Origin of the sequence: Dyadobacter fermentans DSM 18053 (assembly GCF_000023125.1) — a bacterium.
In the GTDB taxonomy this organism is placed as follows: Bacteria; Bacteroidota; Bacteroidia; order Cytophagales; family Spirosomataceae; genus Dyadobacter; species Dyadobacter fermentans.
On sequence record NC_013037.1, the window covers coordinates 4,693,167 to 4,718,236 of the forward strand.

Annotated in this window: 22 protein-coding genes; 12 read left to right on the top strand and 10 right to left on the bottom strand. The window is 51.3% G+C overall.

All coding sequences use genetic code 11. The features are described 5' to 3' along the window. The first annotated feature begins 41 nt into the window (after positions 1-41). From era to DFER_RS19195, 3 genes are all read left to right on the top strand, one after another. Positions 42-968: a GTPase Era gene (gene era, locus DFER_RS19185; protein ID WP_015813304.1), complete on the top strand. Its 927-nt coding sequence runs from the start codon at positions 42-44 to the stop codon at positions 966-968. A 65-nt stretch (positions 969-1,033) separates the two neighbouring features. Continuing rightward, positions 1,034-2,344 carry a ribosome biogenesis GTPase Der gene (gene der, locus DFER_RS19190; RefSeq protein ID WP_015813305.1) on the top strand — a complete coding sequence of 437 codons (1,311 nt, stop codon included), beginning with the start codon at positions 1,034-1,036 and terminating at the stop codon, positions 2,342-2,344. 317 nt (positions 2,345-2,661) lie between these two features. Then, a complete protein-coding gene (locus DFER_RS19195) occupies positions 2,662-3,054 on the top strand; it encodes a hypothetical protein (RefSeq protein WP_015813306.1) in 393 nt (130 codons plus the stop codon). Between the two features lie 59 nt (positions 3,055-3,113). On the opposite strand, the gene DFER_RS19200 is transcribed toward DFER_RS19195, so the two are convergent. From DFER_RS19200 to DFER_RS19225, 6 genes are all read right to left on the bottom strand, one after another. Next, positions 3,114-3,950 (bottom strand): fumarylacetoacetate hydrolase family protein, encoded by an 837-nt coding sequence (locus DFER_RS19200; RefSeq protein WP_015813307.1) that lies wholly within the window; start codon positions 3,948-3,950, stop codon positions 3,114-3,116. 110 nt (positions 3,951-4,060) lie between these two features. Continuing rightward, the gene (locus tag DFER_RS19205; RefSeq protein ID WP_041735310.1) at positions 4,061-4,525 is read right to left on the bottom strand and encodes an RES family NAD+ phosphorylase; all 465 of its coding nucleotides are present in this window, start codon (positions 4,523-4,525) and stop codon (positions 4,061-4,063) included. A 7-nt stretch (positions 4,526-4,532) separates the two neighbouring features. Beyond that, positions 4,533-4,958 (bottom strand): Xre family toxin-antitoxin system antitoxin, encoded by a 426-nt coding sequence (locus DFER_RS19210; RefSeq protein ID WP_015813309.1) that lies wholly within the window; start codon positions 4,956-4,958, stop codon positions 4,533-4,535. Between the two features lie 50 nt (positions 4,959-5,008). Continuing rightward, positions 5,009-7,915: an excinuclease ABC subunit UvrA gene (gene uvrA, locus DFER_RS19215; RefSeq protein WP_015813310.1), complete on the bottom strand. Its 2,907-nt coding sequence runs from the start codon at positions 7,913-7,915 to the stop codon at positions 5,009-5,011. A gap of 75 nt (positions 7,916-7,990) precedes the next feature. Continuing rightward, positions 7,991-8,785 (bottom strand): cysteine hydrolase family protein, encoded by a 795-nt coding sequence (locus DFER_RS19220; protein WP_015813311.1) that lies wholly within the window; start codon positions 8,783-8,785, stop codon positions 7,991-7,993. A 14-nt stretch (positions 8,786-8,799) separates the two neighbouring features. Then, positions 8,800-9,351, bottom strand: coding sequence for a hypothetical protein (locus DFER_RS19225; RefSeq protein ID WP_015813312.1), 552 nt, complete (start codon positions 9,349-9,351; stop codon positions 8,800-8,802). A 101-nt stretch (positions 9,352-9,452) separates the two neighbouring features. Here DFER_RS19225 and DFER_RS19230 point away from each other — a divergent pair, with 101 nt between their 5' ends. The 4 genes from DFER_RS19230 (at position 9,453) to DFER_RS19245 (ending at position 13,899) form a co-directional block, all read left to right on the top strand. Further along, positions 9,453-10,754: a glycosyltransferase family protein gene (locus DFER_RS19230; RefSeq protein WP_015813313.1), complete on the top strand. Its 1,302-nt coding sequence runs from the start codon at positions 9,453-9,455 to the stop codon at positions 10,752-10,754. Between the two features lie 72 nt (positions 10,755-10,826). Next, the gene (locus DFER_RS19235; protein ID WP_015813314.1) at positions 10,827-11,804 is read left to right on the top strand and encodes a glycosyltransferase family 2 protein; all 978 of its coding nucleotides are present in this window, start codon (positions 10,827-10,829) and stop codon (positions 11,802-11,804) included. Positions 11,805-11,823: 19 nt separating this feature from the next. Beyond that, positions 11,824-12,576 carry a DUF5672 family protein gene (locus tag DFER_RS19240; protein WP_015813315.1) on the top strand — a complete coding sequence of 251 codons (753 nt, stop codon included), beginning with the start codon at positions 11,824-11,826 and terminating at the stop codon, positions 12,574-12,576. An 84-nt stretch (positions 12,577-12,660) separates the two neighbouring features. Beyond that, entirely contained in the window at positions 12,661-13,899 is a 1,239-nt protein-coding gene (locus DFER_RS19245) for an OmpA family protein (protein ID WP_015813316.1), read from the top strand. A gap of 59 nt (positions 13,900-13,958) precedes the next feature. On the opposite strand, the gene tpiA is transcribed toward DFER_RS19245, so the two are convergent. After that, positions 13,959-14,720: a triose-phosphate isomerase gene (tpiA, locus tag DFER_RS19250; protein WP_015813317.1), complete on the bottom strand. Its 762-nt coding sequence runs from the start codon at positions 14,718-14,720 to the stop codon at positions 13,959-13,961. A 303-nt stretch (positions 14,721-15,023) separates the two neighbouring features. On the opposite strand from tpiA, the gene DFER_RS19255 reads away from it, so the two are divergent. From DFER_RS19255 to DFER_RS19275, 5 genes are all read left to right on the top strand, one after another. Beyond that, positions 15,024-16,292: an aspartyl protease family protein gene (locus tag DFER_RS19255; protein WP_015813318.1), complete on the top strand. Its 1,269-nt coding sequence runs from the start codon at positions 15,024-15,026 to the stop codon at positions 16,290-16,292. Between the two features lie 29 nt (positions 16,293-16,321). Continuing rightward, on the top strand, positions 16,322-16,978 hold the full coding sequence (mnmC2, locus tag DFER_RS19260) for a tRNA (5-methylaminomethyl-2-thiouridine)(34)-methyltransferase MnmC2 (protein WP_041735312.1): 657 nt from the start codon (positions 16,322-16,324) through the stop codon (positions 16,976-16,978). Between the two features lie 23 nt (positions 16,979-17,001). Further along, positions 17,002-17,586 (top strand): D-sedoheptulose 7-phosphate isomerase, encoded by a 585-nt coding sequence (gene lpcA / locus DFER_RS19265; protein ID WP_015813320.1) that lies wholly within the window; start codon positions 17,002-17,004, stop codon positions 17,584-17,586. A gap of 59 nt (positions 17,587-17,645) precedes the next feature. Further along, the gene (locus DFER_RS19270) at positions 17,646-18,089 is read left to right on the top strand and encodes an NUDIX domain-containing protein (RefSeq protein ID WP_015813321.1); all 444 of its coding nucleotides are present in this window, start codon (positions 17,646-17,648) and stop codon (positions 18,087-18,089) included. Between the two features lie 89 nt (positions 18,090-18,178). Further along, positions 18,179-21,964 (top strand): DEAD/DEAH box helicase, encoded by a 3,786-nt coding sequence (locus tag DFER_RS19275; protein ID WP_015813322.1) that lies wholly within the window; start codon positions 18,179-18,181, stop codon positions 21,962-21,964. Positions 21,965-22,004: 40 nt separating this feature from the next. On the opposite strand, the gene DFER_RS19280 is transcribed toward DFER_RS19275, so the two are convergent. From DFER_RS19280 to recQ, 3 genes are all read right to left on the bottom strand, one after another. Beyond that, the gene (locus DFER_RS19280) at positions 22,005-22,289 is read right to left on the bottom strand and encodes a hypothetical protein (RefSeq protein ID WP_015813323.1); all 285 of its coding nucleotides are present in this window, start codon (positions 22,287-22,289) and stop codon (positions 22,005-22,007) included. A gap of 152 nt (positions 22,290-22,441) precedes the next feature. Then, positions 22,442-22,825 carry a RidA family protein gene (locus DFER_RS19285; protein WP_015813324.1) on the bottom strand — a complete coding sequence of 128 codons (384 nt, stop codon included), beginning with the start codon at positions 22,823-22,825 and terminating at the stop codon, positions 22,442-22,444. Between the two features lie 45 nt (positions 22,826-22,870). Next, a complete protein-coding gene (gene recQ, locus DFER_RS19290; RefSeq protein WP_015813325.1) occupies positions 22,871-25,024 on the bottom strand; it encodes a DNA helicase RecQ in 2,154 nt (717 codons plus the stop codon). Positions 25,025-25,070: the final 46 nt, after the last annotated feature.

A 25,070-nucleotide genomic window follows, 5' to 3' on the forward strand; every position in this document is an offset into this window, starting at 1 on the left:
CACGTTTTTGGGAGGCGAAAAAAAGTGAAGAAGTAAATTTTATGGAAGAAAAAGCCGAAAATAACCATACCGAATTGCGAAACCACCGGGCCGGGTTCGTGAGCATCATCGGAAAGCCCAACGTCGGGAAATCGACGCTGATGAACGTACTCGTGGGCGAGAGAATGTCGATCATCACCTCCAAAGCACAGACGACCCGCCACCGGATCATCGGGATTCTGAACGGAAATCATGAAAATATTCCTTTTCAGCTCGTGTATTCCGACACGCCGGGGGTGATCAAGCCATCGTACAAGTTGCACGACTCGATGATGACCTTCGTAAAAGGGTCGCTGGAAGATGCCGACGTGGTGCTTTTTGTGGTGGAAATAGGGGAGAAAGCTGCCGAGCACGAGGTGCTGCCGCTCTTGAACCGCACCCAGTCGCCGGTTGTGCTCGTTTTGAACAAAATAGACCTTTCGAACGAGGAAGAGGTAAAACAGAAGATGCAGGAATGGGAGAATGAAATCCACCCGGCTGCCATTATACCGATTTCTGCATTGGAAAAGGCGAATATAGGCACGCTGTTTGACGCCGTGGTGACGCGCCTGCCGTTCCACCCGCCTTATTTCGACGAGGATGAACTAACCGACAAGCCGGAGCGTTTCTTTGCTTCCGAAATCATCCGCGAAAAGATCTTCTTGAATTACCGCCAGGAAATTCCATACAGCTCCGAAGTAGTAATCACCGAATTTAAGGACAGGGACGATATCATCGTAATCCGCGCAGAAATTCTGGTCGAACGCAAAAGCCAGAAGGGCATTATTATTGGTGAAAAAGGCGAAATGCTGAAAAAAGTGGGCATTCAGGCCCGGCAGGACCTCGAAGAGTTCTTTGGCAAGAAAGTCTTCCTCGAACAGCACGTGAAAGTAGAACCGGACTGGCGAAGCAAGGAAAACAAGCTGCGTCAGCTGGGATATCAGGAATAAAATTTAAACAAAATGAATGAAGAGCAGGTGCCAGACCGGCTCGGATCATATTAATAGTAAGAAAAATGGCAAATGTAATATCGATTGTTGGTCGTCCGAACGTGGGCAAATCCACTTTGTTCAACCGCCTCACCGAAAGCCGGAAGGCGATTATGGATAACCAGAGCGGCGTAACCCGCGACAGGCACTACGGTTACGGCGAATGGACCGACCAATATTTCACAGTGATTGATACGGGAGGCTACGTGGTAGGCTCCGAAGATATTTTCGAAGGCGCGATCCGCGACCAGGTCGAACTGGCGATCGAAGAATCGACCGTGGTACTTTTTATGGTAGACACCATGACCGGCCTCACGGATCTCGACAAAGATTTCGCAAATGTGCTCCGCCGCTTCAATAAGCCGGTTTACCTCGTAGCGAACAAGGCCGAAACGACAGAGCGCTACCAGTCTGCGGGTGAATTTTATGAACTGGGCCTTGGCGATGAAATCTTCGCGATTTCAGCCCAAACCGGCTTCGGTACCGGCGAACTCTTGGACAAAGTAGTGACGCATTTCGAAACCGCAGGCATTGAAAATCCCGAAGAAGGCATTCCCCGCATTGCTATCATGGGCCGCCCGAATGTAGGTAAATCGTCGTTTCTGAATGTGCTTACCGGCACCGACCGCAGTATCGTTACCGACATCGCAGGCACCACGCGTGATGCCATCCACACACATTACAATGCATTCGGGATGAACTTCATCCTCACCGATACCGCCGGAATCCGCAGAAAATCGCGGGTGAAGGAGGATATCGAGTTTTATTCGACGCTCCGTTCGGTGAAGGCGATGGAAGAATCGGACGTTTGTATCGTGCTGCTCGATGCTACGCTTGGCCTGGAAGGTCAGGATATGAACATCATCGGTCAGGCGGACAAGGCTAAGAAAGGCATTGTGATCATGGTCAATAAATGGGATTTGGTTGAAAAGGATTCCAAAACGGCGGATCAGTACAAGAAAGCGTTACTGGAAAAACTCGCGCCGATGAACTACATGCCGATCATTTTCGCGTCCGTAGTCGAGAAACAGCGCATTCACCAGGTGATGGAGAAGGCCATGGAGGTGTATCAAAACAAAACGAAGAAAATCTCGACCTCGAAACTGAACGAGGTAATGCAGGCCGAGATCGAAAAATACCCGCCACCAGCGCACCGCGGCAAGTATATCAATATTAAATACATGATCCAGCTGCCCACGCCATCGCCGACGTTCGTGTTTTTCAGCAGCCATCCGAAGCATGTGAAAGAGCCCTATTTGCGCTACCTGGAAAACCGGCTGCGCGAAAATTTCGACTTTTCGGGCGTTCCCATCACGATATTCTTCCGTGAAAAATAGGGAATAGCAAAAGCAAAACAGCAACGCCGGTGTGGAATTTTCCGCACCGGCGTTTTGCATTCTATCCGTAACCTGCTACTGTTCAGGCAGGAATTTTGACGGTTCGTCTTTTTGCAAAAACCTTGAGCAACCTTTTATATTACTTTTACATCTGTTAACTGTTCCAACCAGGTACCTTTTCACGCACACGAAAAATTTCAAAAAAAATGTTAAAAACAAGGTACTATGTATTGCAAGATACCTAATGAAACATATATATTTGTAAGGTCAATTAGTTACACATAATTCCATCCGGATTTTAACGATTGAATACAGCCATGAAAACATTCAGAATCCTCATATTGCTTACCTTAATCAGCCTTCAGGCCAGTGCAACCGGCTATGTGCACAATATGTTTGTAGCGCACCGCAAGTTGCAATCCGGCAAAGAATGTGTAACTGAGAAAACAATCGCGAAAAAGGCGAAACCGGCAATCAAGGCGGTAAAAGTACCCGTAAGCGTGAAACAGGCAGGATTGGTGAAGAAAACCACTGCCAGCATACCCGGCACGGAGATGATCACCCTGAACGCCCGCATCCTTGAAGAAGGGCCCGCAGCATTCTTCGAAAGCGAATCAGAGGAAAGTGAAGGTGAATCAATGGTAAGCAAGCTCATCAGCGCAGTCCGGTGCGTGATTTACACATTCATTCCGAAGCTCGGGCATTCGTAGTAACATTTATAAAAATTGAAAAGAGCTGCAAGGTTAATCTTGCAGCTCTTTTTGTTTTATCACCCCACCGTATTCGTCAAAGTGCCGATTGGCTCGATCGTGATATGAACGATATCGCCCGATTGCAATGTGAAGTCCGAAGACGGTACGATCCCTGTGCCGGTCATCAGATAGCAGCCGTGGGGGAATGCCATTTCGCGGTAGAGGAAATGCAGCAGCTCCTCGGGCTTGCGCTTCATTTGCGACAGGGTCACTTGTCCGTTGAATACTTCTTCGCCACCGCGCACGATCGAAAGGTCAATAACCGTGTCGGCGCCCAGTTGCTCTTTGAAAACGTACAGGCAAGGGCCCAGCGCTGCGCTGCCGGTGTAGGATTTGGCCTGAGGCAAATACAGCGGGTTTTCGCCCTCGATGCTGCGGGAGCTCATGTCGTTTCCAATGGTATAACCCACTAGTGCGCCTTCGGATGTGGCGAAAAGTGTCAGTTCCGGCTCGGGAACGTCCCACGTCGAGTCTTTACGAATGCGGACCGTTCCATGATGGCCTACCACGCGCCAGGCGGTCGATTTGAAGAATAGTTCCGGACGTTCGGCTTCGTATACGCGGTCGTAGAAGCTGCCGCCGCCAGCTTTCTCGGACTCTTCCATCCGCGCTGTGCGGCTTTTGAAATAAGTCACGCCCGATGCCCACACTTCCTGGGAGCCAATGGGCGCGAGCACGTCTGGCATTGGAATGTCATCTGTGAATGTGAGTGGGATCAGGCTTTTTGTCTGATCTTCAAGCCATTCGTACAGGTTGTTACGGTTGGTGACGAGGTCCCAGTCCGTTTCGTGGAGACGGTAGAAAATGTCTTCGTTTTCCAGAAGAATGCCATTTTCGGTCTTATATAACTTCATGAAATGCAAGTTTTGGTTTAGCCTGAATAAGTCCCGCCAGGAACGTCTTTACTCTTAAATACGAGCAGGAAAGTGTTTCAGGCCACTGGATTTCGCCGGAATATGGGGTATCAGCTGCGCCACAAGCGCCGGTCGATCGGGATCGGCTCCTGGGCGACGAGTTTGATGTCCGCAAACAGCGGATGATCGGGATGGAGAATAATATTGGAGGAAAAAGGGACGATCACTGACGGAATGCCGATGCCCAGGACGTCGGGTTTAATGAGCCAGTCTTTAAGCCAGAATTGCGTCCGGCTATAAGTCTTGTCCTGCCAAAAATCAGGAAGGTCTTTCCGCGCGTAATGCCGGATATCGTCGGGAATTTCAATGGACGACAGCCAATATTTGGGAAGATCCTCATAGCGCACGCCCGGCGCGTGTGCGAGGGTTTCTACCAATCCTAGTTCGGGAGTAGAAGTGGTGTAAAGTACGCCAACGCCCCTCGGATTCCAGCGTGCGCCGTAGAGCCTGGCGCCCTCGGGAGAAAGCGCATCATATCGGAATTTTTCGCGTGTGATCCTGTATACCAATGGCATAGGCGGCTCAGGCAGGTAAACCATAATCCAGACGCCCGAGCACATTATCTACCAGCCCGAAGCCCGTAACGGTGTCCATCATTTGCAGCGGCGACTGGTCGTTGAGCGAAGTGATAGGTGTTCTCAGCCAATGCCTGACGACACTTTCCTTTCCTTCAAAGGTAGCCAATGCATGAATGAGCACATTCCGAAGCAGTAGCAGCCGCTCGGAAGCATCGGTACCAAGGCGTTTCTCCCCCTGAATGCGATGCAGATTGCGGGGCGTCATGCCCAATACATAAGCGATTTCGTTATCGGTGAGCCCCACCAAATCGGAAATCTCATCTGCGGCAGAGCGCATGACGCCTTCGCGGGACGTTTTGACGACTAAATATTCGGAAGCGGGTTCCTTGCCGTAAGGAGCAAACTCTTCTTCAAAAGACCGGATTGCCATAAGATTTTCTGTGAATTATGTCACTAAGTTAAGTGACATAATTCACATTTTCAAATCTTTTCCTTCAAAAACTCCGCCGTGTAATTCCCGTCCAGTTTAAGCATCTCCTCCGGTGTGCCAGTGAAGGTGAGGTTACCCCCGTTTTCGCCGCCCTCCGGACCAAGGTCGATGATCCAGTCGGCGCTTTTGATCACCTCCATATTGTGCTCGATGATGATCACGCTATCGCCCTGTTCCACCAACGCATTAATGGCTTTCAGCAGCTTTTTAATGTCGTGGAAATGCAGACCGGTCGTTGGTTCATCGAAAATAAACAGCGTTTTGCCTTTGTTGGAAGAGCCTTTGCCGAGGAAAGAGGCCAGTTTCACACGCTGCGCTTCACCGCCGGACAAGGTGTTCGACGACTGCCCCAGACCGACGTACCCGAGACCCACTTCCTGCAAAGGCAGCAGCTTGTCGGCCAGCTTAGGTTCCGTTTCCCGGAAAAAGTCGATCGCTTCATCAACAGTCATGTCCAGGATTTCGGCAATATCTTTGTCGTGATAGCGCACTTCCTGTATTTCCTGCTTGAAACGCTTGCCGTTGCAGCCCTCGCAAGTCAGGTAAATGTCGGCCATAAACTGCATTTCGACCTTCACTTCCCCTTCACCCTGGCATATTTCGCAGCGGCCGCCGTCGACGTTAAAGGAGAAATGCGAAGGTTTATAGCCGCGCGCTTTCGAGAGCGGCTGCTCCGACATCATTTGCCGGATATAATCATATGCCTTAATATAAGTCACCGGGTTGGAACGCGACGACTTGCCGATCGGATTCTGGTCGATCATCTCCACCGCCTCAATGCGATCGATACTGCCCGTGAGCGCGTCAAAACGCCCCACATCCTCGCTGAATTCGCCTTTCAAGCGCATTAAAGCGGGATACAGGATTTTACGGATCAAAGTAGATTTCCCTGAACCACTCACGCCCGTTACGACAGTCAGGTTGTTCAAAGGAATTTTCACGTCCAGCTCCTTCAAATTATTCTCCCTGGCACCTTTAATTTCCAGGAAATGCAAAGACTTTCTGCGGACAGAAGGAACGGGAATGGAATCATTTCCCAAAAGAAAATCCAAAGTATGTGACCGCATATGCCCGGCCCCACTACTCATGACCTCCTGACTACCAATGCCCTCCTGACTATTCCCTGCCCCTGAACCATTGATTTTCAGCTCCTCGATATCGCTTTGATTTCCCTGAAAAACGACGTGGCCGCCGCCGGTTCCCGCTTCGGGGCCGATGTCGATGATCTGATCTGCGGCGTGCATAACTTCCTCCTCGTGTTCCACCACAATCACCGTATTGCCGAGATCGCGCAGCGATTCCAATACGCCTACCAGCCTCTGCGTATCGCGCGGGTGCAAGCCAATGCTCGGTTCATCCAGAATGTACATCGAGCCCACCAGCGCGCTTCCCAACGAAGTGGCCAGCTTAATGCGCTGGAACTCGCCACCCGACAATGTGCTCGTCAACCGGTTCAATGTCAGGTAGCCGAGGCCCACGCGGTTCATGTAGTCGAGGCGCGATTCGATTTCGGTCAGGACACGGCGGGCGATTTGCCGGTCGTGGTCGCCGAGTTCGAGCTGTTTGAAAAACACCGAAACATCCTGGATAGGCATTAACACCAGATCGGTAATGGATTTGCCGCCGATTTTGACATACGAAGCATCCTTCCGCAAGCGCGAGCCGCGGCAGTCGGGGCAGGTGGTGCGCCCACGGAAACGCGAGAGCATTACCCGGTACTGGATTTTGTGTGTCTGTGATTCAAGTTCTGAAACGAAATCGTTGATTCCCTGAAAATATTGGTTACCGGTCCATAAAAGCTCTTTTTGGACCGGCGTTAGGTCTTTGTAAGGTCTGTGGATCGGGAAATCGAACTTGACGCCGTTGCGGACGAGCGGCACCAGCCATTCGCCCATTTTTTCGGTGCGCCAGGGCGCAATGGCACCGTCGTACACCGAAAGATTTTTATCGGGGATCACCAGGTCGGGGTCAATGCCTAGTATTTTTCCAAATCCTTCGCACCTTTTGCAGGCGCCGAATGGATTGTTAAAGCTGAAAAGGTTCACGGTCGGTTCTTCGAACGTAATGCCGTCGAGCTCGAACTTATCGGAAAAAACCCTTTTTTCACCGCCTACAATATGCACTGTACACGTGCCTTCACCTTCAAAAAACGCGGTTTGCACGGAGTCGGAGAGGCGGTATTGCGTGTCTTCGTCGTCGTGGCGGATCGCGGCGCGATCGATGAGGATAAAAACCCGGTTCCCGGCTTGCGGAAACTGGTCCGGATTTTCGAGAATGTCTTCTATCGACACTACCTCATCGTTGAGCACAATGCGGTTGTAGCCTTTGGATAGCAGAATGGTGAGCTCCTCGATCTGCGAGCGGCCGTCGCGGATGAGCAGCGGCGCGAGAATCATCACACGCGTGCCCTCATCGTGCGCAAGCATGTAATTCACCACGTCGGTCACCGAATCTTTCCGCACGATTTCGCCGGAAACGGGCGAATAGGTATGCCCAATCCGCGCGAAAAGCAGTTTAAGATAATCGTAAATCTCAGTGGATGTGCCCACGGTAGACCTTGGATTACGGGTATTGACCTTCTGCTCAATGGCAATAGCCGGTGAAATGCCCTTGATATACTCCACTTCGGGCTTTTCCATCCGCCCCAGAAATTGCCTGGCGTAGCTGCTGAGGCTTTCCACGTACATGCGCTGGCCCTCCGCGAAAAGCGTGTCGAAAGCCAGTGAGGACTTGCCGGAACCGGAGAGGCCCGTAATGACGACCAGCTTGTTGCGCGGGATCGCCACATCAATGTTTTTCAGATTGTTAACTCGGGCACCTTTGATCAGGATGTATTGTCTCGGATCCAGTTCATCGAACTGATCGGCCTCGATCCGGGGCACAGCTAGTTGCATCATAGCAGGGGTTATCGAATGATATTGATATTAGTTTGAATGATGATGTGATACTGTTATAACCAAAAGCACCGGCGTTTAGTTTTCTTTAAAAACCTGGCCGGATTTCAAAAATTTCATGCCGCTCCGGGCTGCTTCTTCGAAAATGGGATCGGCGTAGTGATCGAAATTCGGAACGTCCGACATGCAGTCCGTCAATGCAACCGCCTTAGCGGCTAATGCCGGGGCATATTTCACGATTTGCCTGATGCTCGTAGCCACACAATGCGAGCGCGCTTCGCCTGCTATGAGCACCTGGTCGAACTGGCTGAGCTCATTCAGAAAGTGCTCGTCGAGCCGGGTTTCAGGCGCATTTTCTACGGGGACCTGCGCTTTGAAGACACCGAAATGCTCCGTCAGCGGGTTAATACCTTTGGCGACAGTCCGGTAATCGCGGCGCGTGCGGTGCGTCCAGGCGAGCACGGCGCGCATAATGGTATCGTCCAGTGCCGCGCCCGGCGAGCCGATCAGGCAATGCTCCGGCCAGATGAAATGCTGGAATTCACCCTCTGCTTCCAGGGTTTGGAGGTATTTCAAAACATATTCGGCATGGTACCGGGGCACCCATTTGCCTGCTTCCACTGATTTTGCAGATATTAATGTGAACGGCGCGACGGTGTTGCCATTCTGATCTTCCCAGAATAGGGGGTGGGCGATGTCGAGGACCTTATGCGTGTCGAGCGTCAGGAAAATCGCGTCGATGCGGTCGCCTTCCAGCGCTATCAGGTTGGCAATGCGCTCCACGTCCTTTTCCGCGCCGGGCACGAACAGGGTGCCATTCGGATTGCAGAAATCGTATTGCGCGTCGATGATCAGCAGGGCGGTCTTTTTCATGGGTGTTGGTGTGATTAGAATTCCAGTTCGTGCGGCAGCTCCATTTGCCTCGCGTACATTTTGGAGCAAAGGCTGAAAACAAGGGCCAGCATCCGGTTCGTGTCCTTGATATAATCTACCCGGTAGTCTTCGTCGAGCTTGCCCAGGCCGTTGAGGATGGTCTGCGCCTTTTTGGCAATGTATAATGCACAGGTATCGGCGCGCGACGAGTAGGTTCGGAGAATGTCGGAGTAGCTTTCCAGAAATGTATTTAACAGGAAGATATTCAGCTCAATACCGCCTGTTTTATCCTTGGTGACTTTTACATGATAGGCAATGTCGGCACTGAGGGAGCGCATGTCCGTCAGCACCCAGCCCGGCGTGTTCTGGTTGTACCGCGATGTCCGCACGATCCGGCCCATCAGTTCCTCGCGCCGCTCCGGAATGGTGGAGCTGTCCTCGATGAGTTCGAAATGGAGGCGGTCGCTGAGGGTTTTATCTTTGGTGATCAGCCGGAGAAGCAATTTGTCTTTTTCTTTGGCAGGCATTTGGATAATCGCCTTTTTGAGCTGTTCTGGTAACGCCATTCGGGTGCTTTTAATAACTTTTAGTTTATTTCCCGGCATTAACCAACTAACTTTATAGCTCAGCAAACGACCGGGAAGCTTTTTCGACAAAAATATCAGATATGCCTAAATATCTCTCAATCAGTTTGAGCGTCGCCATTTTTTTGGCATTTGGGTATGTCCTTTTTCAAAACGCGTTGAATGCTCCTTCGTTCGACGATTACGATACCACCGTCAATTTCATCCGCCGTTTCTTTTTTGAGCATTTTGATTTGCAAACGCGTCTGAAAGTGCTGCTGAGCCGCCAGAACGAGCACCGGATTTTTCTTTCCAAAAGCCTCGCTGCGACATATTACCGCACATTCGGCGAGCTGAATTTCCGAAGCCTGGTGCTGATCCAGAACATTTTTCTTGTTGCTTTTTTCGCATTGCTGTTGGTGGTAATGTATTCGAAAAAGAGGCTGTCGCCCGTGATGGCGCTCTGGGCTGCGGTGTTCATTTTCAGCCTCGCATTCTGGCAGGATACCTTTTATTATTGGGGAGGAATTCAGCATTATACGGTTTTTTTCTTCTCTTTTTCAGCACTTTACCTGCTCGATCGCGCACAACGTATAATGTCTTCGTCATTTTTTCTGGCATTTTTAGCGGGCGGGTTAGCTGTGTTGTCGTTCGGTAACGGGTTTATAGCGCTGCTGCTGGGTTGTTTTATATTATTTGCACAACAAAAAAGGCAAATGCTGGCTGTGTGGGCATTGTGGACGGCTGCATTGGTGGCATTCTCGTTCCTGCCGCGGCCCGATAGTGCGCCTGCACCCGGCGAGCCCTTCCATTTCGACTGGATGCTGCGCTTGTTGCTCACCTTCGCGGGGAGTTTCGTGTATATTAATCCGTCGTCGGGCCAGCATTTGAACATTCTCCTCTGTATGGCGGTTGGTTTTGCGGTGCTGGCATTCTGGGGCTGGCTGCTGCTGAAAGGCTATGCATTGAAGGAGCCGCTGCTTTATGCATTGCTTTCGCTGCCGTTGCTCACTGGCATTATTATCGCTATTTCCAGGTTTGAGTCAAAAGCGGCGGGCGGTATAGCGCCGCGTTACATGTTTTTCACGGGATCCATCCCGGTGATCCTGGTGTTGATATTGCTCGATTTGAAAATCCTCAAAACCGCCCACCTGGGCCGGCTGGCAGCGGCAGGCGTGCTCTTGTGGGGCGCGGTTTTTTATCATAACCTGCGGGATTTGCATCAAATGAATGATGAAATAACAGTTACCTTACGGCAATGGGAAAATGATCGAAATACACCATTGATTTATTATAAGGATTCGCGGGAGTACTCCGAAATACTCGGATGGGCCGTAGCCCGAAAAGTGGTAAGTATTCCTGAAAAGTCACGCAACAACGCAACCGATGAAACCACGCGAAATTGAAAAGCCCGTTTGGGTAACGGGTACATTAAGTGTTACTTTGCGGCATTTTGTAATTAAATACAGATACACATTATGATTTCAGTAGCTATGTGTACTTACAACGGGGCAAAGTACCTGCCCGAACAGTTGAAGAGCATTGCTGATCAGACGGTTTCGGTGGACGAATTGGTGGTTTGCGACGACAGATCCAAGGACAACACGATTGAAATCATAAAATCTTTCGCGGCCACCAGCAAGTTTCCCGTGCGCATTCATGTGAACGAGGAGAACCTGGGCTCGACCAGGAATTTTGAGAAATGCCTTTCGCTTTGCGAGGGCGACATCATTTTCCTGAGCGACCAGGACGATCGCTGGCGCCGGGACAAAGTGCAGAAGCAACTCGCGTTCCTGAATGCCCGCAAGGATGTGGATGCGGTTTTCAGCGACGCAGAGATGATTAACGACGATTCGGAGCCGACCGGGCGGACAATCTGGGAGGAAATCGAGTTCGATCATGTGCGGCAGGGAATATGGAAAAGCGGCCGGCCGCACGAAATCCTTTTCAACGGGTTTGTCGTGACGGGCGCCACGCTGGCCATCCGCAAATCATGCCTGGAACGCCTCATGCCCTTCCCGACGCACGTTCAGGATCTCATCCACGACGCCTGGATAGCCGTGGTGCTGAGCCTTGAAAACAAAATCGAATTCATTCCCGAAACGCTCATTTCCTACCGTATCCATTCCAGCCAGCAAGTTGGTTTCGGCAATAAGGTCGAGAAAGTGCAGCTCGCCGACCGCTTCAAACGCGACCGGAAGTTGAAGCTCATCCCGCTGGAAGAGAAGGCGCGCAAACTGCACGAAATGTACCTGCTTCTGCGCGCGCTTCCGTTCGTGCCGCGCGAAAAGCTCGTAAAGCTGTATTTGTCGCAAAAGCATTTTTACACCCGCGCAGCCCTGCCCGAAAGCCGTTTCAAGCGGCTTACACCGGTGCTTAGCCAGGTGATCCGGGGCTATTACCGGTTCAGCAGCAAGGATTGGTGGTTGCCCGCGGTAGGGGATTTATTGGAATAAAAACTGGATTTTGAATACAATGGCGGACAACAAGTCGCTCGTAGCGGTGGTGATACCCATTTACCAGGCGTCCCTCACGGGCGCCGAGCGGGCGTCGCTGCAACAATGTATGAAAGTACTGGGCCATTACCCGGTGATCATCGCTAAGCCCGAGAGCCTGGATCTTTCCGCATTGCGGCAGGAATATCCGGCACTTACATTTCAATCGTTTGGGAACCAATATTTTACCGGGGTGGATGCCTATAACCGGCTGATGGTTTCCATTGATTTCTACAAAACTTTTACTGCCTACGAATACATCCTCATTTACCAGCTCGACGCATTCGTATTCCGGGACGAGCTCCGGGAATGGTGCGCGAAAGGCTACGACTACATCGGCGCACCATCGCTCCACCAGCCTGAGTATGACATTCTTCGCGCCGAGAAAGCCCTCGATTTCGCCAACGCCCTGTCCACGCAGCGGGTGGTGTTGAACGGTGGCCTCTCTTTGCGCAAAATCCCTTCGTTTTTGCGCTATCTCAGGATTTACAACATGTTTTATCCCGCCTGGGTGGGCAACGAGGATATGCTTTTCTGCCAGGAAGCCACACGGCTGAAACCGATGAAGCTCTTCATGAAACTGCCCGAATGGCCCGAAGCGCTCCGCTTTTCATTTGAAAAAAGTCCGGCAGCGAGCTACGAGCTCACCGACCACCATTTGCCCTTTGCCTGCCATGCCTGGGAGCGCTACGACCCTGCTTTTTGGACGCCCTTTATCGCTGTAAAGCAGTGAGTTTATGGGTTTAACAATTTTTAACAAACTATCATCTGTTTTCAGACGTTCTTGCTGATATTTAGGTCAAACCCCAATATCATCATGAATTTGAAATTGCTTTCGGCCAGTTTTGGAGCCATTTTGCTATCTATCCATACCAGCTTCGGGCAAGTCACTGAAAACCCCAAAGTAGAAGAGTCGTCGGCGCCTTATGTGAAAATCAAGAAGGTGGAGCTGACGGACAACAACACCATTATCCACCTTCAATTTATCGACGAAAAGCCACAGCGGCCGCAATTCCGTTCGCAGCCAAGGCAGTTCCCGATCCCCGATTCCCGCATTCCGCCATTGCAGCAGCAAAGCCAGAGCCAGATCTGGCTCGACCCCGAAACCCGGCTTTACAAACCAGGGGAAATTGATAAAAAATTCAAGTTCATCCGGGCGGAAAATATTACTACGACCACCAGAATGAAGGTTGCAAACGGCGATACGGTCGATTTCGTAGCCTATTTCGAACGACTTACGCCCGGTATTGAAGAGTTCGATTTTTATGAGGGAAGGAGTTCAGGCGGTAATCAATCGTGGAATTTCTATGGAATTCACATCAAAAACCCTTTGAAAAAAGAGCCGGCAAAAGCGGCGAAACCCGCTGCTAAAACCCCGGAACCTGTGAAAAAGCCGGCTGCGAAACCACTGGCAAAAGCGCCAGAAAAGCCGGCAGTGGCTAAAAAGGATGCTGAAATGGCCGTTTTGAAGGGCACGGTTTACAACGCGAAAACGAAAGCGCCGATCGGCGCACAGATTTCCTACACCGAGGGCGGCGACACGTTGCAGATCAGATCGTCGTCCGGGAAGTACAGCGTGGGCGTGGCCGGCAACGAAAAGTACAAATTCCGCGTCCATGCGCGTGGCTTTTACGGAACCTCGTTTAACCTCACGCCGGCCGATTCTACCGACAAATCCTTTGCTCAGGACATCTATTTGACGCCGCTCAGCACGGGCGAAACAATTCTGCTTCCGAATATCTACTTCGAAACATCCAAATACACCCTGCTTCCGGAATCGTATGAAGAACTGAACCGGCTGGTGGACGTGATGAGTGATAGCCCGACCGTGAAAATCCGCGTGGAAGGCCATACCGACAATGTGGGTGATTTCGACAAAAACCTCGAACTCTCACGCCAGCGCGCGGAATCGGTGAAAAACTATCTCGTAGAAAAAGGGATTGAAGGGAGCCGCATTGAAGCGAAAGGCTACGGCGGCACGCGCCCGATCACGAAAGGCAGCGAAGAAGAACGCAAAAAGAACCGCCGGGTGGAGTTTGTGATCACGGACATGTAATGGCGTTAATGTCATCCTTCGACCGCCCGGCGGCCGAAGGATGATTTGCGTGACATTACCTACCGCGCCTTAATAATATTTGTAAACTCCCTCGATTTCAACGAAGCGCCGCCAACCAGGCCGCCGTCGATATCCGGTGCTGCAAACAGCTCGGGTGCACTGGCGGCTGTAACGCTTCCGCCGTAAAGGATCGAAATTTCATCCGCTACTTCCGCACCGTATTTCGAAGCGATGTGCGCGCGCAATGCCGCGTGCATTTCCTGCGCCTGCTCAGCCGACGCCGTAAGTCCCGTACCGATGGCCCAGATCGGCTCGTAAGCGATCACCACCGATTTCAGTTGCTCTTCCGAAAGGTGGAAAAGGCTTTCGGTGATCTGGTTTTTCACAAATCCGATATAATCTTCATTCTGGCGCTGTTCGAGCGACTCACCGCAGCAGAAAATCGGCGAAACGTTGAAAGAAAGCGCCGTATTCACTTTTTCGGCAAGCAATGCATTCGTTTCGTTGAAATACTGGCGGCGCTCGCTGTGGCCGATCAGCACATATTCCACACCGATCGATTGCAGCATCTGAGCAGAAATCTCACCGGTGAATGCACCCGAAACTTTATCCGAGCAATTTTGAGCTGCCACGGCGAAGTTGGGCTCCGTCTCGATATATTTTTTAATGGTAGTAAGGTAAATAGCAGGGGGGCAAAGGATGATTTTTGCATCGTTACGGACCTCATCTTTGGCCATGTTCACGAGTTCGGAAGTGAGCGCAACTGCTTCATCCAGAACCTTATTCATCTTCCAATTGCCGGCAACAATTTTTTTTCGCATGAGAAAATTTTTATTATGGGAAAAAGTCATTTTACGCAACAAAAGTACCATATTTTCCTCATTTACATGATTATATATATGTGATCAAAAAAATGTCGGAAAATTTGCACATACCGGGATTTTTTTGTGTTTTATTAATGTAAAATGATTTAATTTTACTTAAATGGCCAAATGGGCCGGATTCGACAATCAACGTACACCGAGAACTATAAATCAACTGACTAAGTCATTTATAATCAGCGTGTTTTTAGTAATGTTATTACGCGGAACTTGACACATAGCATTTAAAGAAAGGAGGCCACGATGAAAACGTCTAAGTGGTTCATAGCAGCGATCATACTTTTTACCCACACCCTGACATTCGCCTATTCCAGCGACATTCCGCCTGTTTCTGAGGAAAAGTACGGCTACTTTTTAGATAAAAATCACAAAACGGCACGCATCCCGTTCGAGCTGCATTCCAACCTGATATTGATTTACGCCAAGATCAACGACAACGATTCCCTGCGTTTTATCCTCGATACGGGCGTCAGTTCCATTATCATTACCGATCCCCACGCCCTCAAAGCCGACAAGCTGCGTTTAACCCGCAAAGTTAACCTCACCGGCGCAGGCGAAGGCGCATCCATATCCGCACACGTCGCGATCGACAACCGGTTTTCGATGGGCCGCCTCCGGGCCAACCATCAGAACATCGTGATCCTTGAAGACGATTTCCTGCGGCTTTCCGAGTACGTGGGCGTGCCGGTGCACGGCATTTTTGGCTATGAAATCTTTAACAACTTCGTGGTCACCATTGATTTCGCGAAGAAGGAAATACTGCTCATGCGGCCCGACCGGTACCGCTATAAAACCAGCAAAGGCGACAAACATAAAATCGTGATCGAGGATACAAAGCCGTTTACCGATGCCGTAACGCTGTTCGCCGACGGCCGCGAGCATCCGATCCGCGTGCTGATCGACACCGGTGCCGGCCATGCGCTGCTGCTCAATAACTCTCCGAAAGAAACCTTCCGCCTGCCCGAAAAAGTGATCCGGGCGCAATTGGGTCGTGGTTTGAATGGCGTGATCAACGGTAACCTTGGCCGGGTGGACAAAATGCGGCTTGGCAGGTTTGAGCTTAATAACGTGGTAGCATCGTTTCCCGACAGCATCGCATTCGGCTCCAAGCTGCGGGCGGGTGCCGAGCGGCAGGGGAACATCGGTTGCGAATTGCTGCGCCGTTTCAAGGTTACATTCAATTACCAGGAGCGATACATGGTGCTGAAACCGATCAAAAGCCGCCTGCGCGAGAAATTCGAACACGATATGAGCGGAATGGAGATCCGCGCGGAAGGCCAGGATTTGCGGTCCTACATTGTTAACCACATTATTGACGACTCGCCGGCCGCACGTGCCGGCCTGATGGAAGGCGACCAGCTGCTGTTTATCGACGACCACTCCGCCTCCGATCTCAATGTGAGTGAAATATATAAGCTCATGCAGCGCGGCGACGGCAAGAATATCGACCTGCTCGTGAAACGCAAAGGCGATATTTTCTTTACGCAGATCACACTGCGCAGGATGATTTAGTACTTTTGGCCAAACTAATAACCGGCCATTTGGAACGCTTCATCATTACCGAAGACGGCTCGCATTCGTTGTTCAGCGCGCAGTTCAATCAGCAATACCACTCGTTGCAGGGTGCTCTGAATGAATCGGAGCATATTTATATCAATCTTGGTCTGAGGCCGGTCCTGGAAAATGCTTCCGGGCCGGTTTCTGTTTTTGAAATGGGTTTCGGCACGGGTTTGAACGCATTCCTCGCCTGGAAACTGGCCGATCAGCTTCAAAAGCCGGTTTTCTACACTTCCGTGGAAGCATATCCCGTTTCTGCACTGGAAGCATCGCAGCTCAACTATGAGGAAGCGACCGGCGAGAGCGGCTTTATGCAGCTGCACAGCGCGCCGTGGGGTAAGGAGACGGCCATTTCGCCATTTTTTACCCTTCGAAAAGACAACACGACGTTGCAGGATTTTACTGCGGAACGGCTTTTTGACGTCGTCTTCTACGACGCGTTCGACCCGCGGGCCCAGCCCGAGCTCTGGACCGGAGAAATTTTCACGAAAATAGCAGCCCAAACGCGGCACGAAGGCGTATTAGTAACATATTCGTCCAAAGGCATCGTTAAAAGGGCATTGGCCGCCGGCGGTTTCAAAGTCGAGCGGCACAAAGGCCCGGGCCGGAAAACACACGTGCTCAAAGCGATCAAAATCTGACATTCATTCGCATTAACACCAACATGAATTACCAAAGCATTATTAGCCAGGAACTGAAAGAAGCACAAACGGTCCTCGACAACTTCCTGAGCGATCCCGAACAGATCGAAAAGATCGAAAAAGCTGCCGGGCTCATGGCCGACGCCATTATCCATAACGGCAAAATCCTGTCGTGCGGCAACGGCGGCTCGCATTGCGACGCCATGCATTTCGCCGAGGAACTCACCGGCCGCTACCGCGACAACCGCCGCGCATTGCCGGCCATCGCCATTTCCGATGTGAGCCATCTGAGCTGCGTAAGCAACGATTTCGGGTATGAATATGTGTTTTCAAGATATATCGAAGCATTGGGCCAGCCCGGCGACGTGCTGCTCGGACTGAGCACAAGCGGCAATTCGGCCAACATCATCCGCGCCGCGGAAGCCGCGAAAGCCAAAGGCATGAAAATCATCATCCTATCGGGCAAGGACGGCGGCAAGCTGGCAGGTGTGGCCGACGTCGAGATACGGGTCCCGCATTTCGGTTACGCCGACCGCATCCAGGAGATCCACATCAAGGTCATCCATATTTTCATGCTGCTCATCGAAAAAATGGTGCTGCGCGACTAAGAGTTATGGACGGAAGTTTGTTTATTGGGAAATAGTATAACCACTATTTAAGCACACATATGAACGTCCGTCCATCCGCTATCCTTCTCGACAACGACAAAATCCTCACCCTGCGCTACCAGTATGGCGAAAAGGAAGTATTCGCACTTCCCGGCGGAAATCCCGACCCGGGCGAGTCGCTTTCCGATGCATTGGCACGGGAGCTGATGGAAGAACTCGGCGTGGAAGTAGCAGTGGGGAAAATGGTGTCCTGCGGCGAGGTAATCTGGCAGGAATTGCAGAAAGAAACGCTGCACATGATATTTAATGCAAATATCACAAAGGGCATCCCCGCGCTCGACCCGGCGCATACTACCGCGCTGGAAATCGTATGGTTACCCATTTCGGAACTACCGTCCAGGCATTTGTATCCCAATGTCGGCCCGCAGATCGCCGCATTCTGCATGGATTCTCTGCATTCGGGGCACATCGGCGTGATCGACCAGCCTTATCTGCGCTCCTAAATCGCGCGCCGGCGGCCAATACTTCTTTGTTCGTTTCTATAAGACAGAAACATACCGTACTTTTGCGTTTTTAATAGGCAGCAGGGTAAATGGAAAACGAAAAGAAGGAGAAATTATCCAACTTCTTAATAAGACGGGCGGAGCGGGATGTATTGTCAAGAGGGCGTTCCATTTATAGCAGTGGCGGCTTAAAGGTTTCCAAACTCGATTATAATGGCCCCGGTAATGCCGAGTTCAAGGTCAAAAGCGACTACTCGATCCAGTATTACCAGATTTTCATCCGCGATTTTCTCACACCGCAGATCACCACCGAATGTTCTTGTCCGGACAAAGCCGGGCTGTGCAAACACCGCGTGGCCGCCATTTTGTACATTCTCGACAAAATGCCGACCATCAAGCAGGTGGTGCACGAAATGGCCAGCACGACCATCGAATTGCACGAGCTTCGCGAAATGCAGCTCCGCAGCATGGTGCTCGAAGAAACCTGGCAAAACCGCGCCAATGTAGGACCGGTAGAGATCGTATCCGCTCGCGAGGGCGAGGCCGAATGCGAGGTGACCGACAAGGGTCAGACATTTATGACCACCTTCCGGCGCGTGAAAGGAACAAGGCAGATCCAGACCTCCTGTACCTGTAACCAGAAACTCTGGGTGCCGCTTTGCGAACACAAGCTGGCCGCATTGCTGAAACTCCGCGAAGAGCTGGGCGAAAAGGCATTTGAGGTAATGCGCGACCTGACCGTAGAGAAAACCAACCTGCTGGCCGAATACGGCTATTCGCTCGAAGATCCTTATAAAGATAAATTCGAATTCCGGCTCGATGAGGACGGAGGCCTGCACCTGATCAAGCTCGATCCGGCGATTCAGAAAGTGGGCGCTTACCAGGATTGGCAATCGTTGCGTGAGCGCATATTGCCCGTGCAGGAGTCGTCGTTTGCGGTAACGCTGACCGACAACGGCCAGGACGACGAGGACCGCGTTTCCATTTTTGTGTTTTGGCCAAAAGGCAAAAATCATTTGCTGGATATCGGCTTCGGTGTTTTTTCGGTCAAATTCAGTTCTAAATCAGAGAAGGTAACGAACATCCGCAACATTGCGGGCGGTTCGAGCCATTACTATAATGCGGATGAGATTCCCGTGCTGACGGAAGCCGACGCACGCCTGGTGCGCATGGCGAAGCATTGGGAAGAAGGTTTGCAGAAATTCATCCGCAAGCAAGGCTGGGCGTATAATGCATACCTGCATTTCGACGACGTGGAAGCCGAGCAACGCTACGAAGCCCGCAATTACGTAGGCAAGCAGCTAACCCGCGTTTTCAACGATCTCGACGGCGACCGCCTTTTCCTCGCCGACGGCGATTACGTGACCAGCAACCACCAGCTCACACAGCTGGAACTGCACCGCGAGCCGGTGAAGCTGTTTTTTGTGCTCACGGAAGACAAAGAGTTTATCACGCTGAACCCCTATGTGGAGATCAAACCCGGCACACCGCTGGAATTGCAGAAGGTGGTCACGCTTGATAGTTTCTGGCTGGGGCTTTATAACGAGAAGACATTATTCCGCTGGGCGGGTCTCAGCGAGGCCGAAATGGTCGCTTACCTGGGCCAGAACGGATTCAAAATAAGGGTTAAGAAGGACTATGGAGACGATTTTCTCAAAAACTGGATCATCCCGGTTTCCGAAAAATTCGATGTGATATTCCAGACCCGGCACGAGATACAAACTTCACCGCTGGCATTCCAAAAGCCCAAATTTTACCTGAAAGAGGACGAGGCCAACCTGCTCATTGTGCCTTCCTACATTTACCTTGAACAAAACGGTAAAGAGGAGGAACTGGAACTGCTCCACGACCAGCGCCGCACTAAAACCGGCTTCGACAACAACCAGATCACCATGCTGGAACGCGACGTTCAGGCGGAAAATGCGGTTTGGGAATGGACGAAGGCGCTGCATCCGGAATTTGCGCATCAAACCGGCCAGCCGTTTTTCTATGTGCCGTTCGAGCAGGTGATGAAGAATGGATGGTTATTCAATTTCGTGGACGCCGCCAAGAAGAAACACTACGAGATTTTCGGGTTCAAAGACCTGAAAAAGATGAAGTTCAACCCGAACCGCGGACAGGTGAAGGTGCACACCTCGTCGGGGATCGACTGGTTCGATATGAAGATCGAGATCACTTTCGGGGATCAGACGGTATCGCTGGCCGATGCGAAAAAGGCATTACTTAAGAAGCAGAATTACATTCAGTTGCAGGATGGCTCGCTGGGCGTGCTGCCCGACGAGTGGATAGCCAAGCTGGAACCGCTCATGCAGTTTGGCCGCGTGCAGGACGACCAGATACATTTGTCCAAAATCCATTTCTCGCTGATCGACGAGCTGGTTTCAGAGGTGGACAATGAGGAGGTTTTCCGTGAACTTTGGGAGAAAAAGCAGAAGCTGCTCAATTTTAAGCAAATCCCTTCCGTCCCGCTTCCGCAAAACATCGAAGCGACGCTCCGGCAATACCAGGAGGAAGGTTACAAATGGCTGCATTTCCTCGACGAATTCCAATGGGGCGGTTGCCTGGCGGATGATATGGGTTTGGGCAAAACCCTGCAAATGCTCACCTTCCTGCAAAACCAGAAAAACCTGAATGCGGGATATACGAACCTTGTCGTAGTTCCTACCACGCTGATTTTCAACTGGCAGGCAGAGGCGGCCAAATTTACGCCCGATTTGAAGTTATACGTTCACCGTGGGATGGCACGCCGGAAAGACATTGATTTTTTCCGCGAGTACGACATCATTCTTACCACCTACGGCACCATGCGCAGCGATGTGGAGCTGTTGCGCCAGTTTGATTTCAACTATATTATACTCGATGAAGCGCAGGCCATTAAAAACCCCGATTCGCTTACATCGAAAGCCTCGCGCCTCCTCCGCGCGCGCAACCGCCTTACCATGACGGGTACGCCGGTGGAGAACAATACATTTGATCTGTACTCCCAATTCGAGTTCCTGAACCCGGGCATGCTCGGCCACGCCGACTTCTTCCGTACGGAATACGCGACGCCGATCGATAAGTACCAGGACAAGGAAAAGGCGGCCGAACTCCGCAAGCTGGTATATCCATTCATGCTGAAACGCACGAAAGAGGAGGTAGCGACCGACTTGCCGGATAAAACCGAGACCATCCTGTTTTGCGAAATGGGCAATAAGCAACGGAAGGTGTACGACACTTTCCGCGAGCGCTACCGCCAGGAAATCGCCGAGAAACTCGCCACCGAAGGGCTTAACAAGAGCAGTTTCCTCATCCTGGAAGCACTTTTGAAACTCCGCCAGATTTGCGATTCACCGTCGATTTTGTCGGGAGACGAGGACTTTGGCAATGAATCGGCGAAGCTGGAAGAGATCACGCGCGAGATCGAAGAGAATGCATCTAATCATAAAATATTGATATTCAGCCAATTTCTGGGAATGCTCGACCTGATTCGCAAGCATTTGGAAAAAATGAATATCCCTTACGAATACCTGGACGGCCAAACTGTGGACCGCGCCGGCCGTGTGAACCGTTTCCAAAACGACGATACTTGCCGGGTGTTCCTGATGAGCCTCAAAGCGGGCGGAGTAGGGCTTAACCTCACCGAAGCGGACTACGTTTACCTTGTGGACCCGTGGTGGAACCCGGCCGTTGAGCGTCAGGCGATTGACCGCACGCACCGCATCGGACAAACGCGGAAGGTATTTGCCTATAAAATGATTTGCAAGGATACGATTGAAGAGAAAATTCTGCTTTTGCAGCAGCGCAAGCAGGACTTGGCGGAAGATTTGGTAGGCGGCGAATCCGGCTTTATCAAAAAACTCAGCCAGGAAGATATAATGGGACTTTTCAGCTGATGTCCGCTTTGAGCTGAATTACCGGCCTGCGTTGTTCAGGTCAGTAGTTCAGCATTTTGCTGTTGGCCGAAATTTGAAGTAAACGCTGGTTTGCAAGCCGCGAAGATGTGGTGTCGGCCGAAACAAATTCGAATGTTTGGGAATCCGTCAATAGTTCGTCGGAATAGGGTGTTTCGGAAATAGTACCACTTTTTGCGCTCATGGGCGATGAGCTGTACGTTTTTTCCACACTTCCCTGAGTGGCCGTTCCGTATCTGGCTTCTTTTTGTAATATGCACAAGGCCAGTAAAAATGAGGCAATTAGTAGCGTAATTCCATTTTTCATGTCAGGAGATGTCTATTGTTTAGGGTTCCAATTCAGACAACATCTCCACAAAGAGCAAAATCCGCGCCAAAAGGTTGGAAGGAAGGGCAATGTGATGACAAAAAAAGCCTGTTTCCGTCGGGAAGCAGGCTTTTTTCCACTATTTCAATGCGTTACTGAACGATTGCCGTGAACTCGATTTCTACCAGGTAATCGGGCGACACCAGCTTGCTGATCTCGTAAATGCCCGTTGTGGGCTTAATATCGCGGAAATACGCACCATGTGCACGGGCGATGTCGTCGAAACAGTTAATGTCCGTCGTAAAAATCCGGGTACGGACAACATCGGCCAGGCTTGCGCCGGCGTCTTGCAGCACTTTTTCAATGCGCTCGATAATGTTGTTGGTCTGTGCGAAGGCATCATCGGCCTTCACCTTATCGCCATCCACAATAGCAACCGTTCCGGCCACTTCCACGATATTTCCGATCCGCACCGCCCGGCAATAGCACATTTTGTCTTCCCACGGCGACCCTGAGAGTATATTTTGTCTTGACATGTTGTTGGTTAAGTATTTAAAAAGCGTAAATATAATCAGGTGCGGCTAGTTTTGTCGCTCCTCTTCCCAAATCGCCAGCGCCAGCCGGAGTTGGCCGTAATCGTACCGTTCGTTCAGCAGTTCGAACAATGGTTTCAGCGGATCGTTTTTGCCGGCCCGGATTTCCTGCGCGGCGGTAATGATGGCGGTGTAGGCTGCGGGTTCGATGAGCGATTTCAGGTTAATGGCGTGGCCGTCCTCTTTCAGCTTGACCAAATGCGAGATGATCGTGACGGGGTTCAGGTTCCGTTTCTCTGCGATTACTTTTACGGAGTAACCTTCATTATAAAGGTCCAGCGTTTCAACGAAGGTCATTCCCTTCATCACGCGCGTGCCGGGAGCATTGTTCTCTCGCGCGAAATCAAGGATTTCATTGATGAAAGCTTCTCCATACCGCCGAAATTTCTCCGCTCCGACGCCAGAAACTGCCTTCATTTGCGCCTCTGAAACCGGCTTTTTCTGCGCCATTTCCGACAATGAAGCGTCACTGAAGACCACGTAAGGCGGCACGCCGAGAGCATCGGCCAACTTCTTGCGGAGCTGCCGGAGGCGTTCAAAAAGCGCGTCGCGGATGATTTCCTGCTTGGGTTTTTCCTTCGGTACCAGCTCTTCTTCCTTGGCCTTCCGTTCGCTGAGCGGAATGAATTTGACGAGCTCGATCTGCCGCTCGCCTTTCAGAACCTGCCAGCTCACCGGGTTCAGTTTAAATGAATGCGCTTCGTCGTAAGCAATGTCCATCACGCCGGAATTGAGCATTTGGCCCAGGTATTCCGACCATTCATCGGTCCGCAGCTCGTGCCCGACGCCGAAAGTAGGAAGCCTTTCGTAGCCGTGTTGAATAATGTTGCGGTTGCGGCTGCCGCGGAGAATGTCGATGAGCATCCCCATCGCCACCTTCTGTTCGGTGCGGGCGATGCCGGAAAGTGCTTTTTGGGCAATAATGGTTGCGTCGAAGCGCGTACGCGGGTTGCGGCATACGTCGCAGTTGCCGCAGTCGTGGTCGACGGGCTCGTTGAAATAGCTCAAAAGGATGCGACGACGGCAGATATCGGCCTCGGCATATTGTTTCATACGGTTCAGTTTGGCATGAAGCAACTCCTTTTGCTCGGCCGATTGATCCGAATTATTGATCATATCCTGCCGGGTGATTATATCGAGATAGCTGTAAAACAGCACCGTGTCCGCGCTGGCACCGTCGCGTCCCGCCCGACCGATTTCCTGGTAAAAGCTCTCGACATTCGAGGGTAGGTTGTAATGGATCACCCAGCGCACATTGGATTTATCGATCCCCATTCCGAATGCGATCGTGGCGACGATGATCTGGATATCGTCCCTCAAAAAATTCTCCTGCACCTGCGAGCGCTTGTCGCCGGGCATGCCCGCGTGGTAGTACGCAACCCGAAAGCCGGCTTTTTGCAAGCTGGCCGCCACGGTTTCGGTGCCCTTTCGACTGAGGCAATAGATAATGCCCGGCTGGCCTTCGTGTTTGTTCACGAAGCGCTGGATTTGCTCGATACGCTTCCGCCCGGGCAGTACATTCAGGCTCAGGTTCGGCCTGTCGAAGCTGGAAATGAAGGTTTCGGCGTGTTCGATATTGAGCTGTTTGAGGATATCGCGGCGCGTCACGCGGTCGGCGGTGGCGGTGAGCGCCACGATCGGGACGTCGGGGAAGCGCAGTTTCAGCAGGTTCAGCTGACGGTATTCCGGCCGGAAATCGTGACCCCACGAGGAAATACAGTGTGATTCGTCGATCGCGAACAGGGTTACGTTCCATTCGCGGAGGAGGTCGAAGGTATTTCCTGCAAAAAGCCTTTCAGGCGCGATGTATAGCAATTTCAATTCACCCAGCCTGATTTGCCACATGATTTGGTCCTGCTCGGCGCCGGAAATTGTGGAATTCAGGAACGCTGCGTTAATGCCGTTTCCACGCAATGCTTCCACCTGATCTTTCATAAGGGCGATCAGCGGTGATATCACGATGGTGAGACCGTCGCGGAGCACGGCAGGGATCTGAAAACACACGGATTTACCGCCGCCTGTGGGCATCAGCACCATGCAGTCGCGGTTGGCCATGATGGTGTCGATAATTTCGGACTGCTGCGGGCGAAAGGAGTCGTATCCGAAATATTTTTTTAATGCTTCAAGTTTGTTGGTTGACATGCTATACTGATTAATGCTATTACTTCAAAAATTCCCTTTCGCGCTG

What these genes read in the sequence shown, in the direction of transcription:
- era (WP_015813304.1), top strand. Translation starts at nt 42, where the DNA reads ATGGAAGAAAAAGCCGAAAATAACCATACCGAATTGCGAAACCACCGG.
- der (WP_015813305.1), top strand. Translation starts at nt 1,034, where the DNA reads ATGGCAAATGTAATATCGATTGTTGGTCGTCCGAACGTGGGCAAATCC.
- DFER_RS19195 (WP_015813306.1), top strand. Translation starts at nt 2,662, where the DNA reads ATGAAAACATTCAGAATCCTCATATTGCTTACCTTAATCAGCCTTCAG.
- DFER_RS19200 (WP_015813307.1), bottom strand. Translation starts at nt 3,950, where the DNA reads ATGAAGTTATATAAGACCGAAAATGGCATTCTTCTGGAAAACGAAGAC.
- DFER_RS19205 (WP_041735310.1), bottom strand. Translation starts at nt 4,525, where the DNA reads ATGCCATTGGTATACAGGATCACACGCGAAAAATTCCGATATGATGCG.
- DFER_RS19210 (WP_015813309.1), bottom strand. Translation starts at nt 4,958, where the DNA reads ATGGCAATCCGGTCTTTTGAAGAAGAGTTTGCTCCTTACGGCAAGGAA.
- uvrA (WP_015813310.1), bottom strand. Translation starts at nt 7,915, where the DNA reads ATGATGCAACTAGCTGTGCCCCGGATCGAGGCCGATCAGTTCGATGAA.
- DFER_RS19220 (WP_015813311.1), bottom strand. Translation starts at nt 8,785, where the DNA reads ATGAAAAAGACCGCCCTGCTGATCATCGACGCGCAATACGATTTCTGC.
- DFER_RS19225 (WP_015813312.1), bottom strand. Translation starts at nt 9,351, where the DNA reads ATGGCGTTACCAGAACAGCTCAAAAAGGCGATTATCCAAATGCCTGCC.
- DFER_RS19230 (WP_015813313.1), top strand. Translation starts at nt 9,453, where the DNA reads ATGCCTAAATATCTCTCAATCAGTTTGAGCGTCGCCATTTTTTTGGCA.
- DFER_RS19235 (WP_015813314.1), top strand. Translation starts at nt 10,827, where the DNA reads ATGATTTCAGTAGCTATGTGTACTTACAACGGGGCAAAGTACCTGCCC.
- DFER_RS19240 (WP_015813315.1), top strand. Translation starts at nt 11,824, where the DNA reads ATGGCGGACAACAAGTCGCTCGTAGCGGTGGTGATACCCATTTACCAG.
- DFER_RS19245 (WP_015813316.1), top strand. Translation starts at nt 12,661, where the DNA reads ATGAATTTGAAATTGCTTTCGGCCAGTTTTGGAGCCATTTTGCTATCT.
- tpiA (WP_015813317.1), bottom strand. Translation starts at nt 14,720, where the DNA reads ATGCGAAAAAAAATTGTTGCCGGCAATTGGAAGATGAATAAGGTTCTG.
- DFER_RS19255 (WP_015813318.1), top strand. Translation starts at nt 15,024, where the DNA reads ATGAAAACGTCTAAGTGGTTCATAGCAGCGATCATACTTTTTACCCAC.
- lpcA (WP_015813320.1), top strand. Translation starts at nt 17,002, where the DNA reads ATGAATTACCAAAGCATTATTAGCCAGGAACTGAAAGAAGCACAAACG.
- DFER_RS19270 (WP_015813321.1), top strand. Translation starts at nt 17,646, where the DNA reads ATGAACGTCCGTCCATCCGCTATCCTTCTCGACAACGACAAAATCCTC.
- DFER_RS19275 (WP_015813322.1), top strand. Translation starts at nt 18,179, where the DNA reads ATGGAAAACGAAAAGAAGGAGAAATTATCCAACTTCTTAATAAGACGG.
- DFER_RS19280 (WP_015813323.1), bottom strand. Translation starts at nt 22,289, where the DNA reads ATGAAAAATGGAATTACGCTACTAATTGCCTCATTTTTACTGGCCTTG.
- DFER_RS19285 (WP_015813324.1), bottom strand. Translation starts at nt 22,825, where the DNA reads ATGTCAAGACAAAATATACTCTCAGGGTCGCCGTGGGAAGACAAAATG.
- recQ (WP_015813325.1), bottom strand. Translation starts at nt 25,024, where the DNA reads ATGTCAACCAACAAACTTGAAGCATTAAAAAAATATTTCGGATACGAC.